The organism is Microbulbifer aggregans (assembly GCF_001750105.1).
GTDB lineage: Bacteria > Pseudomonadota > Gammaproteobacteria > Pseudomonadales > Cellvibrionaceae > Microbulbifer > Microbulbifer aggregans.
The window spans coordinates 3,842,919-3,864,326 of the sequence record NZ_CP014143.1 but is presented as its reverse complement, the minus strand read 5'-3'; the positions used below and the strand labels follow the sequence as shown (position 1 = coordinate 3,864,326).

Annotated in this window: 22 protein-coding genes; 15 read left to right on the top strand and 7 right to left on the bottom strand. The window is 59.8% G+C overall.

Translation table 11 applies throughout. The features are described 5' to 3' along the window. From AUP74_RS16935 to AUP74_RS16925, 3 genes are read right to left on the bottom strand one after another with little or no spacing between them, the layout of a single operon-like run. Positions 1-573, bottom strand: a complete 573-nt coding sequence (locus AUP74_RS16935; RefSeq protein WP_472436429.1) for a KdsC family phosphatase — start codon at positions 571-573, stop codon at positions 1-3. Between the two features lie 22 nt (positions 574-595). After that, entirely contained in the window at positions 596-1,567 is a 972-nt protein-coding gene (locus tag AUP74_RS16930) for a KpsF/GutQ family sugar-phosphate isomerase (protein WP_069948591.1), read from the bottom strand. Positions 1,568-1,621: 54 nt separating this feature from the next. Continuing rightward, complete coding sequence (locus tag AUP74_RS16925) at positions 1,622-2,587, bottom strand: calcium/sodium antiporter (protein WP_069948991.1); 966 nt, start codon at positions 2,585-2,587, stop codon at positions 1,622-1,624. Between the two features lie 245 nt (positions 2,588-2,832). Here AUP74_RS16925 and AUP74_RS16920 point away from each other — a divergent pair, with 245 nt between their 5' ends. The 5 genes from AUP74_RS16920 (at position 2,833) to hisD (ending at position 7,178) form a co-directional block, all read left to right on the top strand. After that, positions 2,833-3,483 carry an MlaC/ttg2D family ABC transporter substrate-binding protein gene (locus tag AUP74_RS16920; RefSeq protein ID WP_083261072.1) on the top strand — a complete coding sequence of 217 codons (651 nt, stop codon included), beginning with the start codon at positions 2,833-2,835 and terminating at the stop codon, positions 3,481-3,483. A gap of 89 nt (positions 3,484-3,572) precedes the next feature. Beyond that, entirely contained in the window at positions 3,573-3,806 is a 234-nt protein-coding gene (locus tag AUP74_RS16915; RefSeq protein WP_069948590.1) for a BolA family protein, read from the top strand. Positions 3,807-3,817: 11 nt separating this feature from the next. Further along, positions 3,818-5,080, top strand: a complete 1,263-nt coding sequence (murA, locus tag AUP74_RS16910; RefSeq protein ID WP_069948589.1) for a UDP-N-acetylglucosamine 1-carboxyvinyltransferase — start codon at positions 3,818-3,820, stop codon at positions 5,078-5,080. A 92-nt stretch (positions 5,081-5,172) separates the two neighbouring features. Beyond that, entirely contained in the window at positions 5,173-5,811 is a 639-nt protein-coding gene (gene hisG / locus AUP74_RS16905) for an ATP phosphoribosyltransferase (RefSeq protein WP_069948588.1), read from the top strand. Between the two features lie 62 nt (positions 5,812-5,873). Beyond that, positions 5,874-7,178 carry a histidinol dehydrogenase gene (gene hisD / locus AUP74_RS16900; protein WP_069948587.1) on the top strand — a complete coding sequence of 435 codons (1,305 nt, stop codon included), beginning with the start codon at positions 5,874-5,876 and terminating at the stop codon, positions 7,176-7,178. Positions 7,179-7,243: 65 nt separating this feature from the next. Here the strand turns inward: hisD and AUP74_RS16895 are convergent, their stop codons facing one another. Together AUP74_RS16895 and AUP74_RS16890 are read right to left on the bottom strand one after the other, a co-directional pair. Beyond that, positions 7,244-7,675 carry a nuclear transport factor 2 family protein gene (locus AUP74_RS16895; RefSeq protein ID WP_069948989.1) on the bottom strand — a complete coding sequence of 144 codons (432 nt, stop codon included), beginning with the start codon at positions 7,673-7,675 and terminating at the stop codon, positions 7,244-7,246. Positions 7,676-7,689: 14 nt separating this feature from the next. Then, on the bottom strand, positions 7,690-8,832 hold the full coding sequence (locus AUP74_RS16890; RefSeq protein WP_069948586.1) for a S1C family serine protease: 1,143 nt from the start codon (positions 8,830-8,832) through the stop codon (positions 7,690-7,692). 124 nt (positions 8,833-8,956) lie between these two features. Between AUP74_RS16890 and sat the strand changes: the two genes are divergently transcribed. Further along, the gene (gene sat, locus AUP74_RS16885) at positions 8,957-10,147 is read left to right on the top strand and encodes a sulfate adenylyltransferase (protein ID WP_226999838.1); all 1,191 of its coding nucleotides are present in this window, start codon (positions 8,957-8,959) and stop codon (positions 10,145-10,147) included. Positions 10,148-10,248: 101 nt separating this feature from the next. Here sat and AUP74_RS16880 read toward each other — a convergent pair whose 3' ends face one another. Then, positions 10,249-10,707, bottom strand: coding sequence for a Z-ring associated ZapG family protein (locus AUP74_RS16880; protein ID WP_069948585.1), 459 nt, complete (start codon positions 10,705-10,707; stop codon positions 10,249-10,251). Positions 10,708-10,940: 233 nt separating this feature from the next. Here AUP74_RS16880 and zapE point away from each other — a divergent pair, with 233 nt between their 5' ends. From zapE to AUP74_RS16835, 9 genes are all read left to right on the top strand, one after another. Continuing rightward, a complete protein-coding gene (gene zapE / locus AUP74_RS16875; protein WP_069948584.1) occupies positions 10,941-12,050 on the top strand; it encodes a cell division protein ZapE in 1,110 nt (369 codons plus the stop codon). A 137-nt stretch (positions 12,051-12,187) separates the two neighbouring features. Beyond that, the gene (rplM, locus tag AUP74_RS16870; protein ID WP_069948583.1) at positions 12,188-12,616 is read left to right on the top strand and encodes a 50S ribosomal protein L13; all 429 of its coding nucleotides are present in this window, start codon (positions 12,188-12,190) and stop codon (positions 12,614-12,616) included. A 14-nt stretch (positions 12,617-12,630) separates the two neighbouring features. Beyond that, positions 12,631-13,023, top strand: coding sequence for a 30S ribosomal protein S9 (rpsI, locus tag AUP74_RS16865; protein ID WP_069948582.1), 393 nt, complete (start codon positions 12,631-12,633; stop codon positions 13,021-13,023). 302 nt (positions 13,024-13,325) lie between these two features. Beyond that, a complete protein-coding gene (gene petA, locus AUP74_RS16860; RefSeq protein WP_069948581.1) occupies positions 13,326-13,925 on the top strand; it encodes a ubiquinol-cytochrome c reductase iron-sulfur subunit in 600 nt (199 codons plus the stop codon). After that, positions 13,922-16,123, top strand: coding sequence for a ubiquinol-cytochrome c reductase (locus AUP74_RS16855; RefSeq protein ID WP_069948580.1), 2,202 nt, complete (start codon positions 13,922-13,924; stop codon positions 16,121-16,123). Before petA ends, AUP74_RS16855 begins: the two co-directional genes overlap by 4 nt. A gap of 113 nt (positions 16,124-16,236) precedes the next feature. Continuing rightward, a complete protein-coding gene (locus tag AUP74_RS16850) occupies positions 16,237-16,863 on the top strand; it encodes a glutathione S-transferase N-terminal domain-containing protein (RefSeq protein WP_069948579.1) in 627 nt (208 codons plus the stop codon). A 26-nt stretch (positions 16,864-16,889) separates the two neighbouring features. Further along, entirely contained in the window at positions 16,890-17,285 is a 396-nt protein-coding gene (locus AUP74_RS16845) for a ClpXP protease specificity-enhancing factor (RefSeq protein ID WP_069948578.1), read from the top strand. A gap of 119 nt (positions 17,286-17,404) precedes the next feature. Next, on the top strand, positions 17,405-18,598 hold the full coding sequence (locus AUP74_RS16840; RefSeq protein ID WP_069948577.1) for a GGDEF domain-containing protein: 1,194 nt from the start codon (positions 17,405-17,407) through the stop codon (positions 18,596-18,598). Between the two features lie 114 nt (positions 18,599-18,712). Beyond that, complete coding sequence (locus tag AUP74_RS16835) at positions 18,713-19,330, top strand: Yip1 family protein (protein ID WP_069948576.1); 618 nt, start codon at positions 18,713-18,715, stop codon at positions 19,328-19,330. A gap of 134 nt (positions 19,331-19,464) precedes the next feature. Here AUP74_RS16835 and AUP74_RS16830 read toward each other — a convergent pair whose 3' ends face one another. After that, positions 19,465-21,405 carry a M48 family metallopeptidase gene (locus tag AUP74_RS16830; RefSeq protein ID WP_069948575.1) on the bottom strand — a complete coding sequence of 647 codons (1,941 nt, stop codon included), beginning with the start codon at positions 21,403-21,405 and terminating at the stop codon, positions 19,465-19,467. Between the last annotated feature and the right edge of the window lie 3 nt (positions 21,406-21,408).

Genomic DNA, 21,408 nt, shown 5'->3' with positions numbered 1-21,408 from the left:
TCAGACTGTCTGTAGATATGGAGCGAGCGCGGCATCAAAAGTGCCCTGAGCCTTCATGATGCGATCGCAGACCTCCCGCACCGCGCCTTCACCACCTCTCGCTTCGGTTACCCAGATGGCGCGCTCACGCACCGGCGGCGCCGCGTTGGGTACCGAGATCGGGCAGCCCACGCGGTTCATTACCAGCAGGTCCGGGTAGTCGTCGCCGACATAGGCAATGTCCTCGAGGCGATAGCCATCGTCGCCGAATAGCTCCCTGAGCGCGGTGAACTTGTCCTCGCGCCCCTGAATCAGCTTGTGCACGCCGAGATCGTGGGCTCTGCGCTCAACCACACTGCTGCGGCGTCCGGTAATGATCGCAACCTGCACGCCGGATTTCTGCAGCATCTTGATGCCGTGGCCGTCCAGGGTGCTAAAGGTCTTCAGCTCGTTGCCGCTGTTGTCGAAGTAGAGGCGGCCGTCGGTGAGGACGCCGTCCACATCCAGCACCAGGTGGCGCACCTGAGCCAGCTTCTGGTCGATATGCGCCTGCTGTTTCTGCGCTTCGCTTTGTTCTTTGTGCTTGGAACTCACTGGTCTCTTTCCTTTTATTCCTTCAGATGACGCCGGCACGCAGTATATCGTGCATATGTAGCACGCCGATGGGATGGTGGGCATCGTCTTCAACCACCAGCGCGGTAATGCGGTTGTCTTCCATAATCCGCAGTGCCTCCGCAGCCAGGGTGTCCTTGGATACCGTCTTCGGGCGGCGGCTCATCACTGCATCCATGGTGGCGGTGTCCAGCTCCACTTTGTGGTCGATGACCCGGCGCAGGTCGCCGTCGGTAAATACGCCCAGCAGGGTTCCTTTGTTATCCACCACCGTAGTCATTCCGAAACCCTTGCTGGTCATTTCCAGCAAGGCCTTGGACAGCAGGGTTTCCGGGGAGACTTGCGGAAGTTCGTCACCGGCGTGCATCACGTCTTCGACCTTGAGCAGTAGTCGCCGACCCAGGGCGCCGCCCGGGTGGGAAAAGGCGAAGTCCTCGGCGGTGAAGCCGCGGGCCTCCAGCAGTGCCACTGCCAGCGCATCACCCATGACCAGCGTGACTGTGGTGGATGAGGTTGGGGCCAGGTTTAACGGGCAGGCCTCAGTTTCCACGGAAATATCCAGGTTCACATCCGCGGCCTGCGCCAGCGGTGAATCGGGTTTCCCGGTCATGCTGATCATGGGGATACCCAGCCGTTTCAGCAGCGGCAGCAGAGTCAGCACCTCGGCGGAGGAGCCGGAATTGGAGATGGCGATAACCAGGTCTTCGCGGGTGATCATGCCCAGGTCACCGTGACTGGCTTCGCCGGGGTGCACGAAAAAGCTCGGCGTGCCGGTGCTGGCCAGTGTGGCCGCGATCTTACCGCCGACATGGCCGGATTTCCCCATGCCGGTGACGATGGTGCGGCCGCGGCACTGAAGGATCAGTTCACAGGCTTTCTTGAAATCGGCATTGACGCGATGCTCCAGCGCGGCCACCGCCTCGGTCTCCATCAATATGGTGCGGCGGCCAGCTTGTAAGATCAGATCCTGGGTCATTGTTTATCTCTGTAAACAGCTTTACTTGAGTGTAGGAATTAGGCGGCTCGTTGTTCACGTCTGTAGCAGCAGCCAGTAGTAGGCCCCATAACTGCCGAGCAGCAGGGCGCCGATGCGCCTTCCGATTCGGGCGCCATAGGGGCGCCGCCACAGGCTCGTGGCCACTGCGCTTACCAGTAGCAACGTCATTGCCAGCATTGCCAGATAGTCGCGCTGGAATACCACCGGTTGCATGTACAGGGGGGCGATGATACCGGGAACAGCCATGACAGCGAGAATATTAACGACATTGGAGCCGACAACGTTGCCGATAGCGAGGTCAAAGTGGCCCTTGAGGGCGCTTGCGACCGAGGCGGCAAGCTCCGGCAGGCTGGTGCCCACGGCCACGACGGTAAGCCCGATGACCAGTGGGCTGATACCCGCCGCGGCGGCCAGATGGCTTGCCCCCCAAACCAGGATGTCGGCACTAGCCAGAAGAGCTGCCAGTCCGATCCCGAACCAGAGGAAGCCGCGAGAAGCGGTGTAGTCGCGAATTTCCACATCTTCCTCCTCGCTGCCGTGGCGGCGTTTCTTCAGGCGCACTGTCATCCATAAAAGAAGCAAAAGCAGGGCGATCAGAAAGAAGCCTTCACCGGCAGTTAGGCGTGCATCGCGGAGCACGAAGCCCGCCAGAACAGTGACAGCCAGCAGCGCGGGGATCTCCTGGCCCAGCAAGTGTCGCTGGACTGGCAACGGGGCGATCAGCGCGGTTGCCCCGAGTACGAGACCGATGTTGGCCAGGTTGGAGCCGAGGGCATTGCCGATGGCGAGTTCACCGGCGCCTCGCTGCGCAGCACTCACGGCAATCATGATTTCGGGAGCAGAAGTGCCGAGGGAGACAATGGTCAGGCCGATGACCAGTTTGGAAAGGCCGAGGCGCAATGCGAGTGCTGCGCTGCCCGCGACAAAGCGGTCTGCGCCCCAGACAAGCCCGGCTAACCCGGCGAGCAGTGCCAGTGCCGCCTGCCATACTTCCGGCATGCTACCCTCAAAGAATGATTTAGGTGAAAAATGAGATGTGCGGGTGTAACCGACTGTAATCGAGGCCACAACATCCGCGGGCGCGGCCATGGTATAGTCTGCCGCCGTCGCTGTCAGCCTCAGCCGGTTCGCACACTTCCGGGAGGCTCTGAATAGACTGATCCAGTCAGAAAAAGCGGCAGTATCGTGGCACTTTATGACGCCCATCGCGTCCAAGGACCGATTTGCCAAATGGGAGACACTTTGTGAACGCTATTTCCGTACCCGGCCGCAATCCGCTGGTTCTGTGGTTGCAGGCCGCATTCTGCACTCTTTTCTTGTCCGCCTGGGCCCCGGCGGTGAGTGCAGCCCAGAACCCTTACAACGTTATCGAGGGTGTTTCCCAGAGCCTGCTGGGGGTTATCCGCTCCAAATCCCAGTACCTGAACTCTGACCCCCAGCGCTATTACAACGCGGTGGACAGCGTCCTGGCGCCGGTGGTGGACTTTGATTTTATCGCCCGCGGCGTGATGGGGCGCTATGCCAAGCAGGCTTCGGCCGCCCAACAGTCCCGTTTCGCCAGCACCTTCCGCCGTGACCTGGTGTCAACCTTTGCCCGTGGCGTGGCGACGTTCGGCGATATGGATGTGCGCGTGGTGAATCCGGGCTCGAACCCCTCCGGCAACCGGGTAAACGTACTTCAGGAAGTGCGCAGCAAGGAGGGGATCACCAAAGTGTCCTATACCCTGGTGCGCAACCGGGCCGGCCAGTGGAAGCTGATCAATGTGATTCTCAACGGTGTGAACCTCGGTAAGACTTTCCGCAGCCAGTTTGCTCAGGCCATGCAGACTCATGGTGATATCGACAAGGTCATTGCGAACTGGTCCGCAGATCAGGTCGCAGACCAGGTCAGTTAAGTGCGAGTCCGGTCCGCGCGGCTGCGCGGACCGGCTGTTTCCAGTAAACTGCCGCGCTATTTTGCAATCCAACTCTGTGTTTCCCGCCTATGCAACCCGAAGAAATCAAAACCCTGATCGAAGGGCACATTCCAGACAGCCAGGTCGATGTGGCCTTCGAGGGCAGTCACCTCATGGTGACTGTGGTCAGTCCGGCCTTTGAGGGCCTGAGTCGCCTGAAGAAGCAGCAGCTGGTCTATGGCGCGCTCGGTGACAAAATTGCCGACGGTACCCTGCACGCTGTGCAGATGCAGACACTCACGCCGGCAGAAGCCGGACAGTAGGCCCGTATCCCATGGACAAACTGATTATTGAGGGGAGCGGCCCGACATCCGGCACCCTGAAGATTTCCGGTGCAAAGAATTCCGCGCTGCCAATCCTTGCGGCTGCACTGCTGGCTGATGGGCCGGTACATATCCATAACCTGCCGCACCTCAATGACATCACCACCATGATCACTCTGCTGAGGTGTATGGGCTGCGATGTCACGATTGATGAAAAGCTCGGTGTAGAGATCGATCCGCGTTCGGTGAATGATCTCACCGCACCCTATGAGCTGGTGAAGACCATGCGCGCCTCGATCCTGGTGCTCGGGCCACTGCTGGCCCGTCACGGGGTGGCCAATGTGTCCTTCCCCGGCGGCTGCGCGATCGGCAGCCGGCCGGTGGATATCCACCTCAAGGGCCTGGAGGCGATGGGTGCCGAAATCACCATCGATGAGGGCTTTATTCGCGCCCGCTCCAATGGCCGCCTGAAAGGCGCCAACATCGTGATGGAAAAGGTCACAGTCGGTGGCACCGAGAATCTGCTGATGGCGGCGGTACTCGCCGAGGGCACTACCGTGCTGCACAACGCCGCCCGCGAGCCCGAGATCGTCGACCTGGCAGAGTTTTTGATCGCCATGGGTGCCCAGATCGAAGGCGTGGGTACCGACACCATGCGTGTGCACGGCGTGCCGCGCCTGAACCCCTGTACCTTCAGCGTGATGCCGGATCGTATCGAGACCGGTACCTTCCTCGCTGCGGCGGCTGCCTCCCGCGGCAAGGTTCGCCTCACTCACACCCGCGCAGATATTCTCGACGCGGTACTGTTGAAGTTTGAGGAGGCCGGAGCCCACCTCAGCGCCGGGGATGGCTGGATCGAGCTCGATATGAAGGGCAACCGCCCCAAAGCGGTGAGTTTCCGTACGGCGCCCTATCCGGCCTTCCCCACGGATATGCAGTCCCAGCTGATGGCCATGAATGCGGTGGCAGAAGGGAAGGGCACCGTGGTCGAGACAATTTTCGAAAACCGCCTGATCCAGGTCCACGAACTCAATCGTATGGGGGCCAACATCACGCTTGAAGGCAACACGGCGATTGTGACTGGCGTGGAGCAGCTCAAGGGGGCGCCGGTGATGGCCTCGGACCTGCGGGCCTCTGCCAGTCTCGTCATTGCAGGGATGATTGCCGAAGGTACGACAGTGGTTGATCGTATTTACCACATTGACCGCGGTTACGAGTGCATCGAAGAAAAACTGCAACAGCTGGGCGCCAACATTCGACGGGTACCCGGGTAAACTGGCTGCCGACAATCTGTCCACCGAAGGCTGTTCTCAAGTGTCGCGGGGTCATGCCCCGCGGCGATACCGATAAATAACTCATAAGTCTCATGCAGATCACTATCGCCCTGACCAAGGGCAGAATCCTCAAGGAAACTCTGCCGCTGCTGGCCGCCGCCGGACTCGAGCCCGCCGAAGATATTTTCAGCAGTCGCAAGCTGATTTTTGATACCAACCGGGAAGGCGTGCGGCTGTTGCTGTTGCGCGGCTCCGATGTGCCGACCTATGTGCAGCACGGAGCGGCTGATCTTGGTGTGGCTGGCAAAGACACCCTGCTGGAGCATCGCACCGACGGTATCTACGAGCCCCTGGATCTCGGCATCGCCCGCTGCCGCCTGATGACGGCCGGAATTCGTGGTGCAGAGCTGCCCCGTGGTCGGATCAAAGTGGCGACGAAGTTCGTCGAGAGCGCGCGGCGGTATTACGCTGCGCGGGGCCGTCAGGCAGATATCATCAAGCTGTATGGCGCTATGGAGCTGGCTCCACTGATGGGGCTGGCGGATGAGATCGTCGATATCGTGGATACCGGTAATACCCTCAAGGCCAACGGGCTGGAGGCGCGGGACACGATTGCCCAGATCAGCAGCCGTCTGATCGTCAACAAGGCGTCGATGAAAATGAAGTACGAGCCCATCCGCGCATTGGTGGACCGGCTCGCTGAAGCCGTTGGCACAGAACCTGTGGCATAAATTCGGCGCCTTAAATCGCTATTCAGGAAAAAGCAGTACAGAGCAGGAGCAGGGTCAAAAGCATGGCCGTCATTCGCCAGTTAGATAGTCTCGCCCCGGATTTTGATGCCCAGCTGGAACTGCTGCTGGCCTGGGAATCGGTCGCTGATCACCGGGTCGAGGAGACGGTAGCGGAGATTCTGCGCGAGGTCCGCGCACACGGCGATGTAGCCGTCATCTCGTATACGAACCAGTTTGACCGGCGACAGCTGCAGGCCGCGGGTGACTTCATGGTGTCGGCGTCGGAGTTACAGGCAGCGCGGGAGCGAGTGGCGCCTGAGGCCCGGCGCGCTCTGGAGGCGGCTGCGGAGCGGGTGCGCGCCTATCACGATCATCAGAAGCAGGAGTCCTGGCAGTACCGCGAGGCGGATGGCACTGTCCTCGGCCAGCAGATTACTCCTATGGAGCGCGTGGGTATCTACGTGCCCGGTGGCAAGGCCAGTTACCCCTCCTCGGTGTTGATGAATGCCATACCCGCCAAGGTGGCCGGTGTCGAAGAGGTGGTGATGGTTGTGCCGGCGCCGGATAACCAGATCAGTGACCTGGTGCTGGCTGCTGCCGCCATCGCCGGCGTGGATCGCGTGTTCACCATCGGTGGCGCCCAGGCTGTGGCGGCACTGGCATATGGTACCGAGGCGGTGCCGAGAGTGGACAAGATTGTCGGTCCGGGCAACATTTTCGTCGCCTCGGCCAAGCGTGCCGTATTCGGCCAGGTCGCCATCGACATGATTGCCGGTCCGTCAGAGATTCTGGTGATCTGTGACGGTGAGACGGATCCAGACTGGATCGCCATGGATCTCCTGTCCCAGGCCGAGCATGACGAGCAGGCGCAGTCGATTCTGGTCAGTCCCGATCAGGAGTTTCTGGATGCGGTAGAGCGCGCGCTGGAGAAGTTACTGGCAGAATTGCCCAGGCGGGAGATCGCCGCAGTTTCGTTGAAGGAGCGCGGCGCCCTTGTCGCCGTGGATTCCATCGAATCGGCCATCGCCATCTCCAACCGTATTGCACCTGAGCACCTGGAGCTCTCGGTGGCCAATCCGGAGAAATATCTGCCCCTGATTCGCAATGCCGGGGCCATTTTCCTGGGTCGTCATACGGCGGAAGCGCTGGGAGACTATTGTGCCGGGCCCAATCACGTCCTCCCCACCAGCGGTACCGCCAGATTCTCGTCGCCGCTCGGGGTCTACGATTTCCAGAAGCGCAGTTCGATCATCTATTGCTCGCCGGAGGGTGCTAAGACGCTGGGGCGGGTGGCAGGAATCCTTGCGCGGGGCGAGGGCCTGGAGGCACACGCCCGCTCGGCGGAGTATCGGGTACGGAACAAGTAGATCCGCAGACGGGCGAGGGGGCTTTTCCGCGATTGCCCTCGCTTTTTGGGGCTGTATGGCGAGTGTCAGTCGGGAATGCGCGTGGCCTGCCACGCCACTGCCTGCCATTGGCCATTCCGCTTCAGAAAAGTGCCGGTGTTGTAATAGCGGCTGGTTTTTTTCTGCCCCTCACCGCTCTCTTCACCAATCAGCTGGAAGGCGACCACTGCCGTATCGCCGAACAGGCGAATATCCACCTCCTCCGCGTGGTAGCTGGCGGTGATGGGCTCATCACTGGACTGTTCCATGCCCTCCATGATTTTTCTCTTGCCGAAACGCTGCCCTGAAGAGCTGGTGTAGATCAGGTCATCGGCCCAGAAGCGACTGTGGACCTCCGGATCGCTGGCCGCTCCCGCCAGGAAGCGGTCGAGTAGGGTCTGCAGCCGTGCCTCGTCGGAGGTTTCCGCGACCGCCAAGAAAGGTAAAAGCAGTAGTAAGGTGGCAACCAGCTTCCGCATGCTGTCATCTCCCATCAATTGTTCTGTTGTGTCGAGGGTTTTTCCGAGACGGTGGCAGTCACGGTGCGGGATTCTCCTTCGCGGACATAGGTAATTGCGACGGTATCTCCCGGTCGCAAAGTGGCCATGGCCGCAACCCCGCGTATGCCATCATTGATCGGCAAGCCGTCGATATGTGTTATCACGTCCCCTGGCTGTAGTCCGGCCTGATGGGCCGGTCCCTGGTTGTAGATGGCGGTCACGATCACGCCATTGCTTGAGCCCAGGTTAAACGCCCGAGCCAGCTGTGGAGTGACCGCCTGAGCCTCGATGCCCAACCAGCCGGGAACCACGCGTCCGTATTCGATGATGTCCTGCATTACCTTGAATGCGATATTCGCCGGAATCGCGAAGCCGACACCACCTGCATAGCCGCTCTCGCTCAACTCGGTGGTATTGATGCCCAGCAGGCGACCGTGGGCGTCGACCAGTGCGCCGCCGGAGTTGCCGGGGTTGATCGCCGCATCGGTCTGGAGAAAATCCTGAAGGTAGCTCCCAGTGCCACCGGCGCCCAGGTTCACGTAGCGCTCGCCGGTAGCGCTGATGATGCCCTGGGTCACTGACTGGCCGACTCCGAGGGGATTGCCGATCGCCAGTACCACATCCCCGACCTCAGCCTGTTGGGGTTCACCGACCTCAATGGCGGTCAGTCGCGGCAGGTCCACCTTGAGAACCGCCAGATCAAAATCTGCGTCACTTCCCACCAGCTGCGCCAGGGCCTCCCGTCCATCCGGCAGCAAGACCACGATCGCGTCGGCCTGATCGATCACGTGGTGATTGGTGAGGATGTAGCCCTCATCACTGACGATGACCCCCGAGCCAAGGTTGGACTCCATGCGCTGTCGCTGCTGCGGGTTCATGCGCTCGAGCAGTAAGCGAAAGTAGGGGTTGTTGGCCTGAGGGTGGGAAGAGAGCGGGATGCGGCTATAGATGTTGACCACCGCCGGTGTGGCGCGGCGCACCGCTGCGGCATAAGAGACCGGCCCCTGCCACTGGTCCGCTGAGGTGGGGGTAGGGCCGCCGCGCAGCTGGGGGAACAGCAGCAGAATTGCCGCCGCCAGCGCCAGTCCGATGGCGGCCGGGGCAGCCCAGTCTTGCAGAAATCGTTGTAGGGACACGCAGAACTCCTAGATTTGCTGGCCATTATACATGGGCTGTCCCCGTTGGTGATTGGCGCCAGATCCGTATAATGGCGGGTCCAAAAATTCCAAGACCACTGTTTTACTCGATTTGGAGAGTCCTATGTCCCTGGTTCGGCCGCATGGCAGCGCCCAGCTGCAGCCACGATTTGTTTACGACAGCGAGAGACACCACGAACTGATGCACGAGGCCGAGTCTCTGCCTTCCATCGTTATCAGCTCAGCGGCTGCGGCGAACGCGGTGATGCTGGGTGCGGGCTATTTCAACCCGCTGCACGGCTATATGAACGTGGCGGATGCCATGAGTGTGGCGGAGACTCTGCGTACTGTGGACGGCCTATTCTGGCCGGTGCCGGTACTCAATATGGTGGAGGACACCAGTGCCATCGAGGGTGCATCCCGCATTGCCCTGCGCGACCCGAACATCGAGGGCAATCCCGTACTGGCCATCATGGATGTCGAAGCTATCGAAACGGTGTCTGAAGAGCAGATCAGCACCATGGCGGAGCATGTCTTCGGTACCCTGGATGAGAAACACCCTGGCGTTGCCACTTTCAAGTCCACCGGTCGCAAGCTGATCTCCGGTCCGATCGAAGTGTTGAACTTCAGCTACTTCCAGAGCGACTTCCCGGACACCTTCCGCACCGCGGTGGAGATCCGCAATGAATTCATCGAGCGTGGCTGGAATAAGGTGGTTGCCTTCCAGACCCGTAACCCCATGCACCGCGCCCATGAGGAGCTGTGCAAGATGGCCCTTGAGGACGTGGACGCCGACGGCGTGCTGATTCACATGCTGCTGGGCAAGCTGAAGCCGGGCGACATCCCCGCACCGGTGCGCGATGCGTCAATCCGCAAAATGGTGGAACTCTACTTCCCCGCAAACACCGTCATGGTGACCGGTTACGGTTTTGACATGCTGTACGCAGGTCCCCGCGAGGCGGTGCTGCACGCGGTATTCCGCCAGAACTGTGGCTGCAGCCACCTGATTGTTGGCCGCGATCACGCTGGCGTTGGTGATTATTACGGTGCTTTCGACGCCCAGACCATCTTTGACCAGAAAGTGCCCGAAGGCGCACTGGAAATCGCCATCTACCGTGCGGACCACACCGCATATTCCAAGAAGCTGAATAAGGTGGTGATGATGCGTGATGTGCCGGATCACACCAAGGAAGACTTTATCCTGCTGTCTGGCACCAAGGTGCGCGAGTTGCTGGGCGATGGTATTGCGCCGCCGCCGGAATTCTCCCGCCCCGAAGTGGCGCAGATTCTGATGGATTACTATCAGAGCCTGTAAGCAGGCATTAAAAAGGGCGGGTTTAACCCGCCCTTTTTTGTGTCTTTAGGACGGCGCTCCTGTCTTTGTAATCAGGAGTGCCGGGAGCCATTTATCTTCGCTCAGCGGTTTGTGGCCGGCTCTGAGGTTTCCAGTGGCTCCTTGTCCAGGCCGAAGTCTTCGGCCAGGGTCCCTTTGGCGCCGGGCTCTTTTGGCGCCCAGTCCCTTGGCGGCGTGACAGCCTTGAGGTTTTCGTCATTGTCACTGAGCTTGCCGCTGCCCGCTTCCAGCATCTGCCGGCCGATATCCTGGTTGGACAGGCGCATGGCGCTGTTGGACAGGTACTCATGTACCTCCCGGTAGCTCTCGGTGAGATTGTGAACAAGTTGCGAGGTCTGGTCGAAGTGCTCGTTCACTTGCAGCTGGAAGTCCTCCAGCTTTTTATTGGCCTCGTGCAGCCTCGCCTCCAGCTCCTGAGTGCGGTCCACGCCGGAGCGGCCGCGTACCGCGAGAAAAGCAAGCAGGGCACCCAGCGCCACGCCGAGAATGCCTACCAGAATCAAAACCGATGTAGAGTGCACGAAGACTTCTCCTCAAAATTGGTATTTCACCGGTCGTCCCTGACGACGCACCCATTATACGTCATCTGTGTGCCGTCGGCGGCCCGGCCTCCAGGTTGACTGGCCATTCTTCCGGGACGCAGGGCCAATGGGCCCGGCTGCGGTGGCAAGCCTTGATGCTAGGCGAATTTGCCGCAGGTTTGGTAGAGTGCGCCCCCTCTAAGTGAATCCGTTATCCAGCCGACAGCCGAACCATGCATTCACCCCTTTCGCCCATGCAGCGCTATCAGCGCGATCTTCAGCGCCCCGAGTTTGTTGCCGATGCTTCGCAGGAGGCGGCAGTGGTGGAGCTGGAGGAGCTTTACCAGCGCCTGCTCCAGGAGCGCTCCAGTGCTGGCGTCTGGAGCCGGATGCGCAGTCTCTGGCGGGCGGTGCCGGAACCGGAAATAGGGCTGTATTTCTGGGGTGGCGTAGGGCGCGGCAAGACCTACCTGATGGATGCGTTCTATGAGTCGCTGCCCTTCGAGGAGAAGTACCGCACGCACTTCCACCGCTTTATGCGGGAGGTGCACAAGGAGTTGAAGGGGCTCGCGGGGGAGAAGAATCCGCTCGAGCAGGTGGCCGATGGCATAGCACGAAAGGCCCGGGTGCTCTGCTTTGATGAGTTCTTCGTCTCTGACATCACCGATGCGATGATTCTCGCCAACCTGCTGGATGCGCTGTTTCGCCGTGGAGTCACTCTGGTGGCCACCTCAAACATCGTGCCGGATGGCCTGTACCGGGACGGCTTGCAGCGGGCACGATTCCTGCCGGCTATCGAGCTGCTTAAACGGTACACCAAGGTGGTCAACGTGGACGGTGGAGTCGATTACCGCTTGCGGGCGCTGGAAAAGGCCGAGCTTTATCATAGCCCGCTGGATGAAGCGGCAGATCATAGTCTGGCGCGTAGCTTCAGCGCGCTCATCGTCGAGGGGGCCGAGGTCCGGGAGGCGGTGGCGCTTGAGATTGAAGGGCGCACCATCACCGCGGTGCGTGAGGCTGACGATGTCGCCTGGTTTGAATTTGCCGAACTCTGCGACGGGCCGCGCTCCCAGAATGATTACATTGAGTTGGCCCGCGAATATCACAGCGTTTTACTGGCTAATGTGCCTCAGTTCGACGGCCGTATGGAGAGCCAGGCGAGACGCTTCATCAACCTGGTCGATGAGTTCTATGACCGCTGCGTCAAGCTGGTCATATCGGCAGAGGTGCCAGCAGAGGAGCTCTATCAGGCCCGGCATCTGTCCTTCGAGTTTCAGCGCACGGTGAGCCGGCTGCTAGAGATGCAGTCCCGCGAGTATCTGGCGCGCCCGCACAGGCCCTGAGACCCGTATTCATACGCTCCCGTCGTTGGTTGAAATTTGAGCCTAAACTGCTTGAAATGGCAGGGGCGCTTCTGTACTATCCGCGCTCTTTCGTGGGAAGGCCCTTTACCCAGGGTCACATTACAGGTGTTTATAACATGAAGACATACAGTGCCAAGCCGGAAGCGGTAAAACGCGACTGGTTCATTGTCGACGCTGCGGACAAGACTCTCGGCCGTATTTCCGCCGAGATCGCTCACCGTCTGCGCGGCAAGCACAAGCCTGAATATACGCCCCACGTGGACACCGGCGATTACGTGATCGTGATCAATGCTGAGAAGGTCCGCGTGACCGGCAACAAGGCCAAAGACAAGATCTACCACAGCCACTCCGGCTACCCTGGTGGTCTGAAGTCCATCAGCTTCGAAAAGCTGATCGAGAAAGCGCCCGAGCGCACCATTCAGAGCGCCGTTAAAGGCATGCTGCCGAAAGGTCCGTTGGGTCGTGCCATGTTCAAGAAGCTGAAAGTATACGGCGGCAGCGAACATCCTCATGCGGCACAACAGCCGACTGAACTGGCGATCTAAACGGGAAGAATCTGATGGCAACTACTCAATACTACGGTACCGGCCGCCGCAAGACCTCCACCGCTCGTGTATTTATCGAGGCAGGTGAGGGTAAAATCACTGTGAACGGTCGCAGTCTGGACCAGTACTTCGGCCGTGAAGTGGCTCGCATGATCGTGCGTCAGCCGCTGGAAAAGGTCGACATGGTCGAAAAATTTGATATCAACGTCACTGTTAAAGGTGGTGGTTCCTTCGGTCAGGCGGGTGCTATCCGTCACGGCCTGACCCGCGCCCTGATGCAGTACGACGAAGCGCTGCGCCAGCCGCTGCGCGCCGAGGGTTACGTAACCCGCGACGCTCGTGCGGTAGAGCGGAAGAAGGTCGGCCTGCGTAAAGCGCGCAAGAAGCCGCAGTTCTCCAAGCGTTAATTCGCTTACCCTTGCTTGCAAAGCCCGGCACCTGCCGGGCTTTTTTATTTGTGCGAGAGTGGAACCCGGCTGGCGTTGCATCGCCAGTTCTGTTCATTTTCTCGCCATTTTGCCGCCGGTTTACCGACGTTCCCCCGGGCTTCTCCTTGTATCAAATTGGCATTTTCTTTAACATTGCGCGAATTTGTATCCGCCTGATTTATGGGGTTTATCGGCGCCGGCACTTTGCCGGCGGCGCCTCTTTTCGGAACATTTTTTGGGTTTGGGCCAGCGAACTTTCGCTGTGATGGGAGAAATACGTCATGAGTGATGACGGTGTAAACGTAGGGCGGCGCCGGTTCCTGACGGCCGCTACTTCGGTAGTTGGTGGCGTGGGTGCCGTTGGGGTAGCCGTACCCTTCGTCAAGTCCTGGAATCCGAGTGCCAAGGCCAAGGCCGCCGGCGCTCCGGTGAAATTCAACGTCAGCAAGATGGAGCCGGGCCAGATGGTCACTGTAGAGTGGCGCGGAAAGCCGGTTTACGTCGTGCGACGTTCCGAGGAGGTGCTGCAGAACCTGGAGAAAGTGACCCCGCTGCTGCGCGATCCCAACTCCGAGGAATCTATCCAGCCTCCGTACGTCAACCCCCAGAATCGTGCCATCAAGGCGCACCTGCTGGTGATGGTGGGCCTGTGTACCCACCTGGGTTGTGCGCCGATGTTCCGCCCTGAAGTAGGCGCTACCGACCTCGGTGGTGACGAGTGGTTCGGCGGTTTCTTCTGCCCCTGTCACGGCTCCAAGTACGACATGGCGGGGCGCGTCTATACCGGTGTTCCCGCGCCGACCAACATGGACGTGCCGCCGTATTCCTATGAGGGTGATGACATCATCGTGATTGGCGTGGATCAGGAGGGCAGCGCATGAACTGGCTAACCGCACTGGGTGACTGGGTAGACCAGCGTCTGCCGATTTATCGCGCGTGGGATACCCACATGGGCAAGTACTACGCGCCCAAGAATTTCAATCTCTGGTACTTCTTCGGCGTCCTGTCGATGCTGGTACTGGTTAACCAGCTGCTGACCGGTATCTGGTTGGTGATGAGCTACAACCCGTCTGCAGAGGGTGCTTTCGCCTCTGTTGAATACATCATGCGGGATGTTGAGTGGGGTTGGCTCATCCGCTACTTACACTCTACCGGCGCTTCCGCCTTCTTCGTGGTGGTGTACCTGCATATGTTCCGCGGGTTGATGTACGGCTCCTACAAGCCGCCGCGCGAGCTGGTATGGATCTTCGGCATGTGCATCTATCTGGTGCTGATGGCAGAAGCATTCATGGGTTACGTACTGCCCTGGGGCCAGATGTCCTACTGGGGTGCTCAGGTGATCGTGTCCCTGTTCGGCGCCATCCCGGGTATCGGTGAGGATCTGGTACAGTGGATTCGCGGTGACTACCTGATCTCCGGCATTACCCTGACCCGCTTCTTCTCCCTGCATGTGATCGCGCTGCCTCTGGTGCTGGTGCTGCTGGTCGTGCTGCATATCCTTGCGCTGCACGAAGTAGGCTCCAACAACCCCGATGGCATCGACATCAAGAAGAACAAGGACGAAAACGGCATCCCCAAAGATGGCGTCGCTTTCCATCCGTACTACACCGTGCACGACCTGGTGGGTATTGCGGTATTCCTGTTCATCTTCTGCGTAGTTGTGTTCTTCTTCCCCGAAATGGGCGGCTTCTTCCTTGAGTATGCCAACTTCGAGGAAGCCAACCCGTTGAAGACTCCTGAGCACATTGCGCCGGTCTGGTACTTCACACCGTTCTACGCGATCCTGCGTGCCGTCACCATCGATATCGGCCCGCTGACCGCGAAGTTCCTCGGCCTCGTGGCCATGGGTGCTGCGATCGCGATCCTGTTCGTGCTGCCCTGGCTGGACAAGAGCCCGGTGCGCTCCATTCGCTATAAAGGCATGCTGCCCAAGGTACTGCTGCTGGTGTTTGCAGCGATGTTCATCGTGCTGGGGTATCTGGGCGTAAAATCCCCGACTCCGGGCCGGAACTTCCTGGCACAGGTCGCTACCCTGTTCTATTTCGCCTACTTCATCACCATGCCGATCTGGACTAACCCGGAAGAGCGTAAGAGCACTCTGTCCTGGGTAGTGAGTGTGATCTTCGGGGTGCTGTTCCTGTGGATGGCGGTCACCAACTTCAAGGCCAGCCTGTTCGTTGGCCTGATGAGCCTGGTGCTGGCAGGTTTCTTCGCGGTATTGCCATGGCTGACCAGCCGTGACCACGTGAAGCCGGTACCTGAGCGTGTTACCAGCCCCTCTGGTGAGAAGACTTTTGTCCTCCTGTTTGGCGGCATCATCATCGTGGGCCTGCTGGCATTCCTGCCGATCAAGGCGGTCGCGGCTGGTGCGCAAGTTGAGCTGGACAATATCAACATCGATCTGCAGGACAAGCCGTCCCTGCAGCGCGGTGCCAACTACTTCGTCAACTACTGCATGGGCTGCCACAGTGCCAACTTTTCCCGCTGGGGACGTGTTGCGACTGACCTGGGTATCCCCAACGAGCTGATGATGGAGCACCTGGTGCTGGGCGATGCGAAGATCGGCAACCTGATGGAAATCTCCATGCGTCCGGAAGACTCCAAGGTATGGTTTGGCGCCGCGCCGCCCGACTTGACCCTGGTGGCTCGCGCCCGCTCTCCGGAATGGCTCTACACTTATCTGCGCAGTTTCTACAAGGATGACAGCCGCCCCACCGGGGTGAACAACAAGGTGTTCCCCAATGTGGGCATGCCGCATGTACTGATGGAGCTGCAGGGCCTGCCCGAGTGTGCGCCGGGACCGAAGAAGGACCACGGCCACGTAGTGCGCGATGAGCTGGGTAACCCGATCATGGACGCGGACTGCGGCAGCATTGAAGTCGGCAGTGTCAAAGGCTCGATGACCGCAGCGGAGTTCGATCAGGCAGTTTACGACCTGGTGAACTTCATGGAGTACATCGCTGAACCGATGGCGGAAGACCGCAAGCGTGTAGGCTTCTTTGTGCTGGCCTTTATCCTGGTGTTCTTTGTCTTCGCCTGGCTGCTCAATCGCGAGTACTGGAAAGACGTGCACCACTGAGGCTGCTACTGATTCTTGATTTCAGGGGTGGTAGGCTCGCTCTGCCACCCTTTTTGTATTTAAGCCCGACAGCCGGCTTCGTTGCCGGCCCCCAATCTTGAGGTAGTTAGAACATGGGTGTGCCTACTAACAAGCGCTCCTCAATGACCTTCTTTTCCGATGGTCGTAGTCATCTCAGTCACCGCGTGCGGATCGTCCTGGCGGAAAAGGGCGTCTCGGTGGATATCATCGATGTAGATCCGGACAACAAGCCCGCGGAGCTGGCGGACCTCAACCCCTACAACTCGCTGCCGACGCTGGTGGATCGGGACCTGGTGCTGTTCGAGACCAAGGTGATGATGGAGTACCTGGACGAGCGTTTCCCGCACCCGCCCCTGTTACCTGTTTACCCGGTAGCCCGTGCGCAGAGCCGCCAGATCATGCACCGCATTGAGCGGGACTGGTGTCCGCTGGTGGATAAGATTCTGGCCGGGGGCAAAGACGTCGCCGCGGCACGCAAGGATCTGCGTGACAGCTTTGTGGGCATTGCTCCGATGTTCACCGACCTGCCGTACTTCTTCAATGAGGAGTTCTCGCTGGTGGACTGCTGCATGGCCCCGCTGCTGTGGCGCCTCGAGCAGTTTGAGATCTCCCTGCCAAAGACCAAGCAGGCCAAGCCGTTGCTGGACTACATGGATCGCCTGTTCACGCGCGAATCATTCCAGCAGAGCCTGACCGAATACGAGCGCGAGATGCGCTGAGGGGACAGGGTTTGAGTAAACCGGAAATGACCTCCAACCGCCCGTATATCCTGCGGGCGTTCTACGAGTGGATAACCGACAACCGGTGCACTCCCTATATCCTGGTGGATACCCATCTGCCAGGGGTGCTCGTGCCCCAGCAGCACGTGAACGAGGATGGTCAGATCGTGTTGAACATCTCTGAAACCGCAGTAGTCGGTCTCAATATGGACAACTATGCGATCCGCTTTAACGCCCGTTTCGGCGGTGTGCCCACCGATATCCAGGTGCCGGTGGGCGCGGTCGTTGGTATTTATGCGCGTGAGAACGGCCAGGGCATGGTGTTTGAAGCGGAAGAAACGCCGGAGCCGCCGGAGCCCACTCCTCCCACCAGCCTGGGCAAAAAGTCCTCGAAAAAACCTGCCCTGCGGGTGGTCAAATAGCTTGCTGATGGTGGCCGGCAAAGCATGCCGGTCACCAGTTTGCGACCTGCACCCCGGTGAATCTGCGAAGCAGGCGGTAGAATGCCGCTTTGACACCGAGATCGCCGAACTATCTGACTATGACACTCCTGCGCCATATCTGGCTTCCCTTGCTACTTGTCTTTCTGGTGGTGGCCCAGTGGCAACGGTGGCTTGCCCTGCAGTTGCCCCTCAATGTGTTACTGGCTGCAGGCCTGGCCGCCATTGCATTCACGTTGGGTATTTTCTTTAAGGCGAGCCGCATCGCCACTGCAGCGCTGATGACGCTGCTGCTTCTAGCGGGACTTCACTACTTACAATGGGCACCCAGCGAGAGAGAGCTGCGATTCTGGCTTTCAGTGGGCGCGCTCAATGTCGCACTGGTCTCCCTGACGCGAGACCGCAGCCTGCTGAGTTTCTTTGGGTTGATATTGGCAGCCCTGTTGGCGGCGCAGGTTGCCGGCATTCAATTTATGTTGCAGGAGTGTTGTGGAGATCTGTTGGCAACAAGTTGGTCGCCGGCAGTTGGGCTCCCATTACTCGATTCGCTATTCGGCCGCCTGGAGCTCGCGGACCTGCTGATAATTTCAGCTCTGGCTACGGCGGCTGTAGCGGTGTTTTGGCACCGGGACCAGGTCAGTATCGGTCTGTTCGGGGCCGGCATACTGGTGGGAGTTGCCTATCTTGGCGGCCCCGGCATGCTGTTATTGGTGGTATCTGCCATTGGCTTGTTGCTCGTCCTGCTGGCATTGCGAACGGCGTACGATCTGGCATTTCGGGATGAGCTCACTGGTATTCCCTCGCGGCGGGCATACAGCCGCTACCTGTTGACCCTGGGAAGGAACTTCTCCATTGCAGTGGTCGATATCGACCACTTCAAAAAGCTCAATGATCGGCACGGTCACCAGGTGGGTGACCAGGCCCTGCGTATGGTGGCGGCCCGAATCGCCCGCTATGGCGGTGGCCGGGCCTTCCGCTACGGAGGGGAGGAGTTTGTTATCGTCATCAGGGGCAAGGACCGTGAACGCGCAGAGAAGGCGTTAGAGAGGATGCGGGAGAAAATTGCGGCTTACCCGATGCGTATTCGCGCGGTGGGACGCCCGAAAGATGGCGGCGGTAAGGTCCGCAAGCAACGGGGTCAGGGAGGGGGCCGCAAGATCCGCGCGACTGTGAGTGTGGGGCTGGCAGCCAGCGGCCCCAAGGCGCGCACCCCAGACCAGGTACTTGAGGCCGCCGACAAGGCTCTGTACCGGGCGAAGCGTGGAGGGCGCAATCGCGTTATCAGTGCTGCATAACCCGGTGGCGAACCGCTGACCGGGAAAAAGTTGGCGCGCGGTTCTTTCTCGGGGTTGGTTAATCCTTTACTGCGCCCCGATACTGCAAGTCATAGCAGAGAAGGGAGAAACAGCGTGCGTCTACTCAGTCATACCATTGGGATTTTCACCAACCCGGATAAAGAGTGGGAGGCGATTCGCCGGGACAAGCACTCATTCGCTCAGGTCTTTCTCAGCCATGTGCCCATCCTGGCCCTCATACCCACTATCTCCGGTTATATCGGTGTCACACAGGTGGGCTTCCGCATCGGCGACAATGTGCAGAAGTTGACGGCCGGCAGCGCGCTCAGTCTGTCGATCCTCACCTATATCGCCATCTTGATCGGCGTGTATCTCTTCGGTGAATTCATCAACTGGATGGCGAAGACATACAACGTCGAGGGCGACGAGCCTACCCGCCACTACGAGGGGACGGCCCTGGCTGTGTTCGTGACAACGCCGATATTCCTGGTCGGCTTTATCGGGCTATACCCGAACCTGTGGGTAAATGCAGCGGTGACCATGCTGGCGGCCTGCTACTCGATCTATCTGATTTACGAGGGCATCCCGATTCTGATGAACCTGGATAAGGACCGGGCGTTCCTTTACGCAACCTCGGTCGTGACCGTCGGGCTGGTGCTGCTGGTCACAGTGCGTATTGGCACGGTGATCCTCTGGAGCATGGGGATCGGGCCGGTGTATCAAAACACTTGACCGCAGTCATTGAGAGCCGTCCGTCTGCGAAGCGTCTGCCTAAAACAGCCTGAAAAGACACGAAAAAGCCGGCCCTGAGGCCGGCTTTTTGCTTTGGGTCGAGTGAGCGGCTCAACCTGAGAGTTCGCAGGATATTAGACCGGCGCCTTCGTGTCCTTTTGCAGTGTCTCTTTGCTAACCAGCTCTACAGCCAGTGGGGGCATCGGGCAGTCCAGGCTGTCCGCGACCGCCCGCAGCAACTCGATTTCTTCTGCCTCAAGGATGCCATCGTGGGCTATACAGGCCGCCAGCGACTTCAGTAGTCCAGGTTTTTCCAGCGGCGGCAGGGCACGCGCGATGGCGATGGCCTTATCCAGCCGTGGCAGCGTTATGTCCGAGGCGAGCGGCAGCGGCGTCTTGTCCCGCTGCATGGCCTCAAGACCTGCGCCGTAGGCCCGATTGGCAGCCAGGTAGTCGCGGTGGCCGGCGTGGGCCAGGGCTGCCAGGAGGAAACGCGCGGCATCCCTTTGTGCATCCCGCCGCTGGCTCATCCTGTGGCCGTCCGGAGTCCCTTCAATTCCGTGCACGAGCACCCGGTAGAGCGCCCATTCCCACAGGTCAACCTGACGATCGCTGCGCAACAGCTTGATCAGGTTACGTTTGAAAACCTGGTACTGCTGCGGGGCCAGCTCGCGCAGAGCCGGGATGCAGAGGTCGAGTAGCGGCAGCCGGGCACACGCGGGCAGAAAGCGGACATGAGACGAGAGTTTCTGCACCTCGCGAAAAACTCCCGGGTGGGCAATTTTCTCAAGCAGCGCCTGCTGTTGCTCCCGCTCCGCCGCATCGCGGTGGCACAGCAGCAGGTAGACGATTGCCCGCGCCGCGAATGGATCGTGCGCGGCGCTGCGGAGTTCTGTGGGGATACTGTCCAACAGATGCTGGCCCAGTTCGATATGGTCCTGGCCCGGGTTGCCGATGCTGTTATCCAGTGAGGCGGAAAGGCCGTCCAGGTTGATGGCCGTGCTTGATGGGCTTGCGCCGGCAAAGCCTGCCACGCGGGCATCCCCAAATGCCGCTTTAGTCGCGGCGGCTTGAGGAAAATGACCGTTCCAGTTCGGTTCCAAACGCAGGATCCGTGCCGGCAGGGGGGGATGCGTGGCGAACAGGTTGGTAAAGGAGCGCCGCAGTCCGCTGGCAAAATACATATGGCTGAATTCAGCTGCCTGGCCGGCACTGAGGTTCGAGCCCTCACTGTAACCACCAATCTTTTTCAGCGCGCCGGCGATGCCGGCATTACTGCGGGTAAACTGCACCGCCGATGCATCGGCGAGAAACTCTCGCTGGCGGCTGACAGCGGATTTAACCAGATTGCCGAAAAATGTCCCGGTATAGCCGATCACCATCAGTCCGGCACCGATACCGGCGAACGCCGCGCGCCCCCGGTTGTCCCGGCTGGAGCCGATATAGGTGCCACGGAGCAGCCAGTAGCCCAGCAGACCGATCACCAGAATACCGTGCAGCAGTCCGACGAGGCGCAGGTTCAGGCGCATGTCGCCGTTGAAAATATGGCTGAACTCATGGGCCACCACACCCTGCAGTTCGTCACGGCTCAGCCGTTCGATACTGCCCCGGGTCAGGCCGATCACCGCATCGTGGATATCGTGCCCCGCAGCGAATGCGTTGATGGCGTCGTCATCGAGCACGTAGACCTCGGGGACCGGCGTACCGGAGGCGATGGCCATCTCTTCCACGACATTCAGGGCCCGCTTTTCTGCATCGTTATGCGGTGAGATGTTGATCTTGCGACCACCCAGCGCCTCTGCCACGGCCCGCCCACCGGCGGACATCTGGCGGAGCTTGTAGACGCTGCCGAGCAGGATCACCGCCGAAATCCCCACAGCGATAGCTGCAACACTGTCCCAGCCCAGCAGAGAACCAATCTGCATCGGGCTGAACGGTTCTCCACGGGAATAGGCGACTAGCGCCGCTGCCGCCATGGTCGTAATGCCGATCAGTAGCACCACCGCGAGCGACAACAGCCCGACGAGCATGCCGCTGTTACGGCGTGCCCGTTCCTGGTATTCAAAAAAATTCATTCG

Excerpts from the sequence above, each read along its gene's own strand:
- AUP74_RS16930 (WP_069948591.1), bottom strand. The coding sequence starts at position 1,567 with ATGACCCAGGATCTGATCTTACAAGCTGGCCGCCGCACCATATTGATG.
- AUP74_RS16925 (WP_069948991.1), bottom strand. The coding sequence starts at position 2,587 with ATGCCGGAAGTATGGCAGGCGGCACTGGCACTGCTCGCCGGGTTAGCC.
- AUP74_RS16915 (WP_069948590.1), top strand. The coding sequence starts at position 3,573 with ATGCAACCCGAAGAAATCAAAACCCTGATCGAAGGGCACATTCCAGAC.
- murA (WP_069948589.1), top strand. The coding sequence starts at position 3,818 with ATGGACAAACTGATTATTGAGGGGAGCGGCCCGACATCCGGCACCCTG.
- hisG (WP_069948588.1), top strand. The coding sequence starts at position 5,173 with ATGCAGATCACTATCGCCCTGACCAAGGGCAGAATCCTCAAGGAAACT.
- hisD (WP_069948587.1), top strand. The coding sequence starts at position 5,874 with ATGGCCGTCATTCGCCAGTTAGATAGTCTCGCCCCGGATTTTGATGCC.
- AUP74_RS16895 (WP_069948989.1), bottom strand. The coding sequence starts at position 7,675 with ATGCGGAAGCTGGTTGCCACCTTACTACTGCTTTTACCTTTCTTGGCG.
- sat (WP_226999838.1), top strand. The coding sequence starts at position 8,957 with ATGTCCCTGGTTCGGCCGCATGGCAGCGCCCAGCTGCAGCCACGATTT.
- zapE (WP_069948584.1), top strand. The coding sequence starts at position 10,941 with ATGCATTCACCCCTTTCGCCCATGCAGCGCTATCAGCGCGATCTTCAG.
- rplM (WP_069948583.1), top strand. The coding sequence starts at position 12,188 with ATGAAGACATACAGTGCCAAGCCGGAAGCGGTAAAACGCGACTGGTTC.
- rpsI (WP_069948582.1), top strand. The coding sequence starts at position 12,631 with ATGGCAACTACTCAATACTACGGTACCGGCCGCCGCAAGACCTCCACC.
- petA (WP_069948581.1), top strand. The coding sequence starts at position 13,326 with ATGAGTGATGACGGTGTAAACGTAGGGCGGCGCCGGTTCCTGACGGCC.
- AUP74_RS16855 (WP_069948580.1), top strand. The coding sequence starts at position 13,922 with ATGAACTGGCTAACCGCACTGGGTGACTGGGTAGACCAGCGTCTGCCG.
- AUP74_RS16850 (WP_069948579.1), top strand. The coding sequence starts at position 16,237 with ATGGGTGTGCCTACTAACAAGCGCTCCTCAATGACCTTCTTTTCCGAT.
- AUP74_RS16845 (WP_069948578.1), top strand. The coding sequence starts at position 16,890 with ATGACCTCCAACCGCCCGTATATCCTGCGGGCGTTCTACGAGTGGATA.
- AUP74_RS16840 (WP_069948577.1), top strand. The coding sequence starts at position 17,405 with ATGACACTCCTGCGCCATATCTGGCTTCCCTTGCTACTTGTCTTTCTG.
- AUP74_RS16830 (WP_069948575.1), bottom strand. The coding sequence starts at position 21,405 with ATGAATTTTTTTGAATACCAGGAACGGGCACGCCGTAACAGCGGCATG.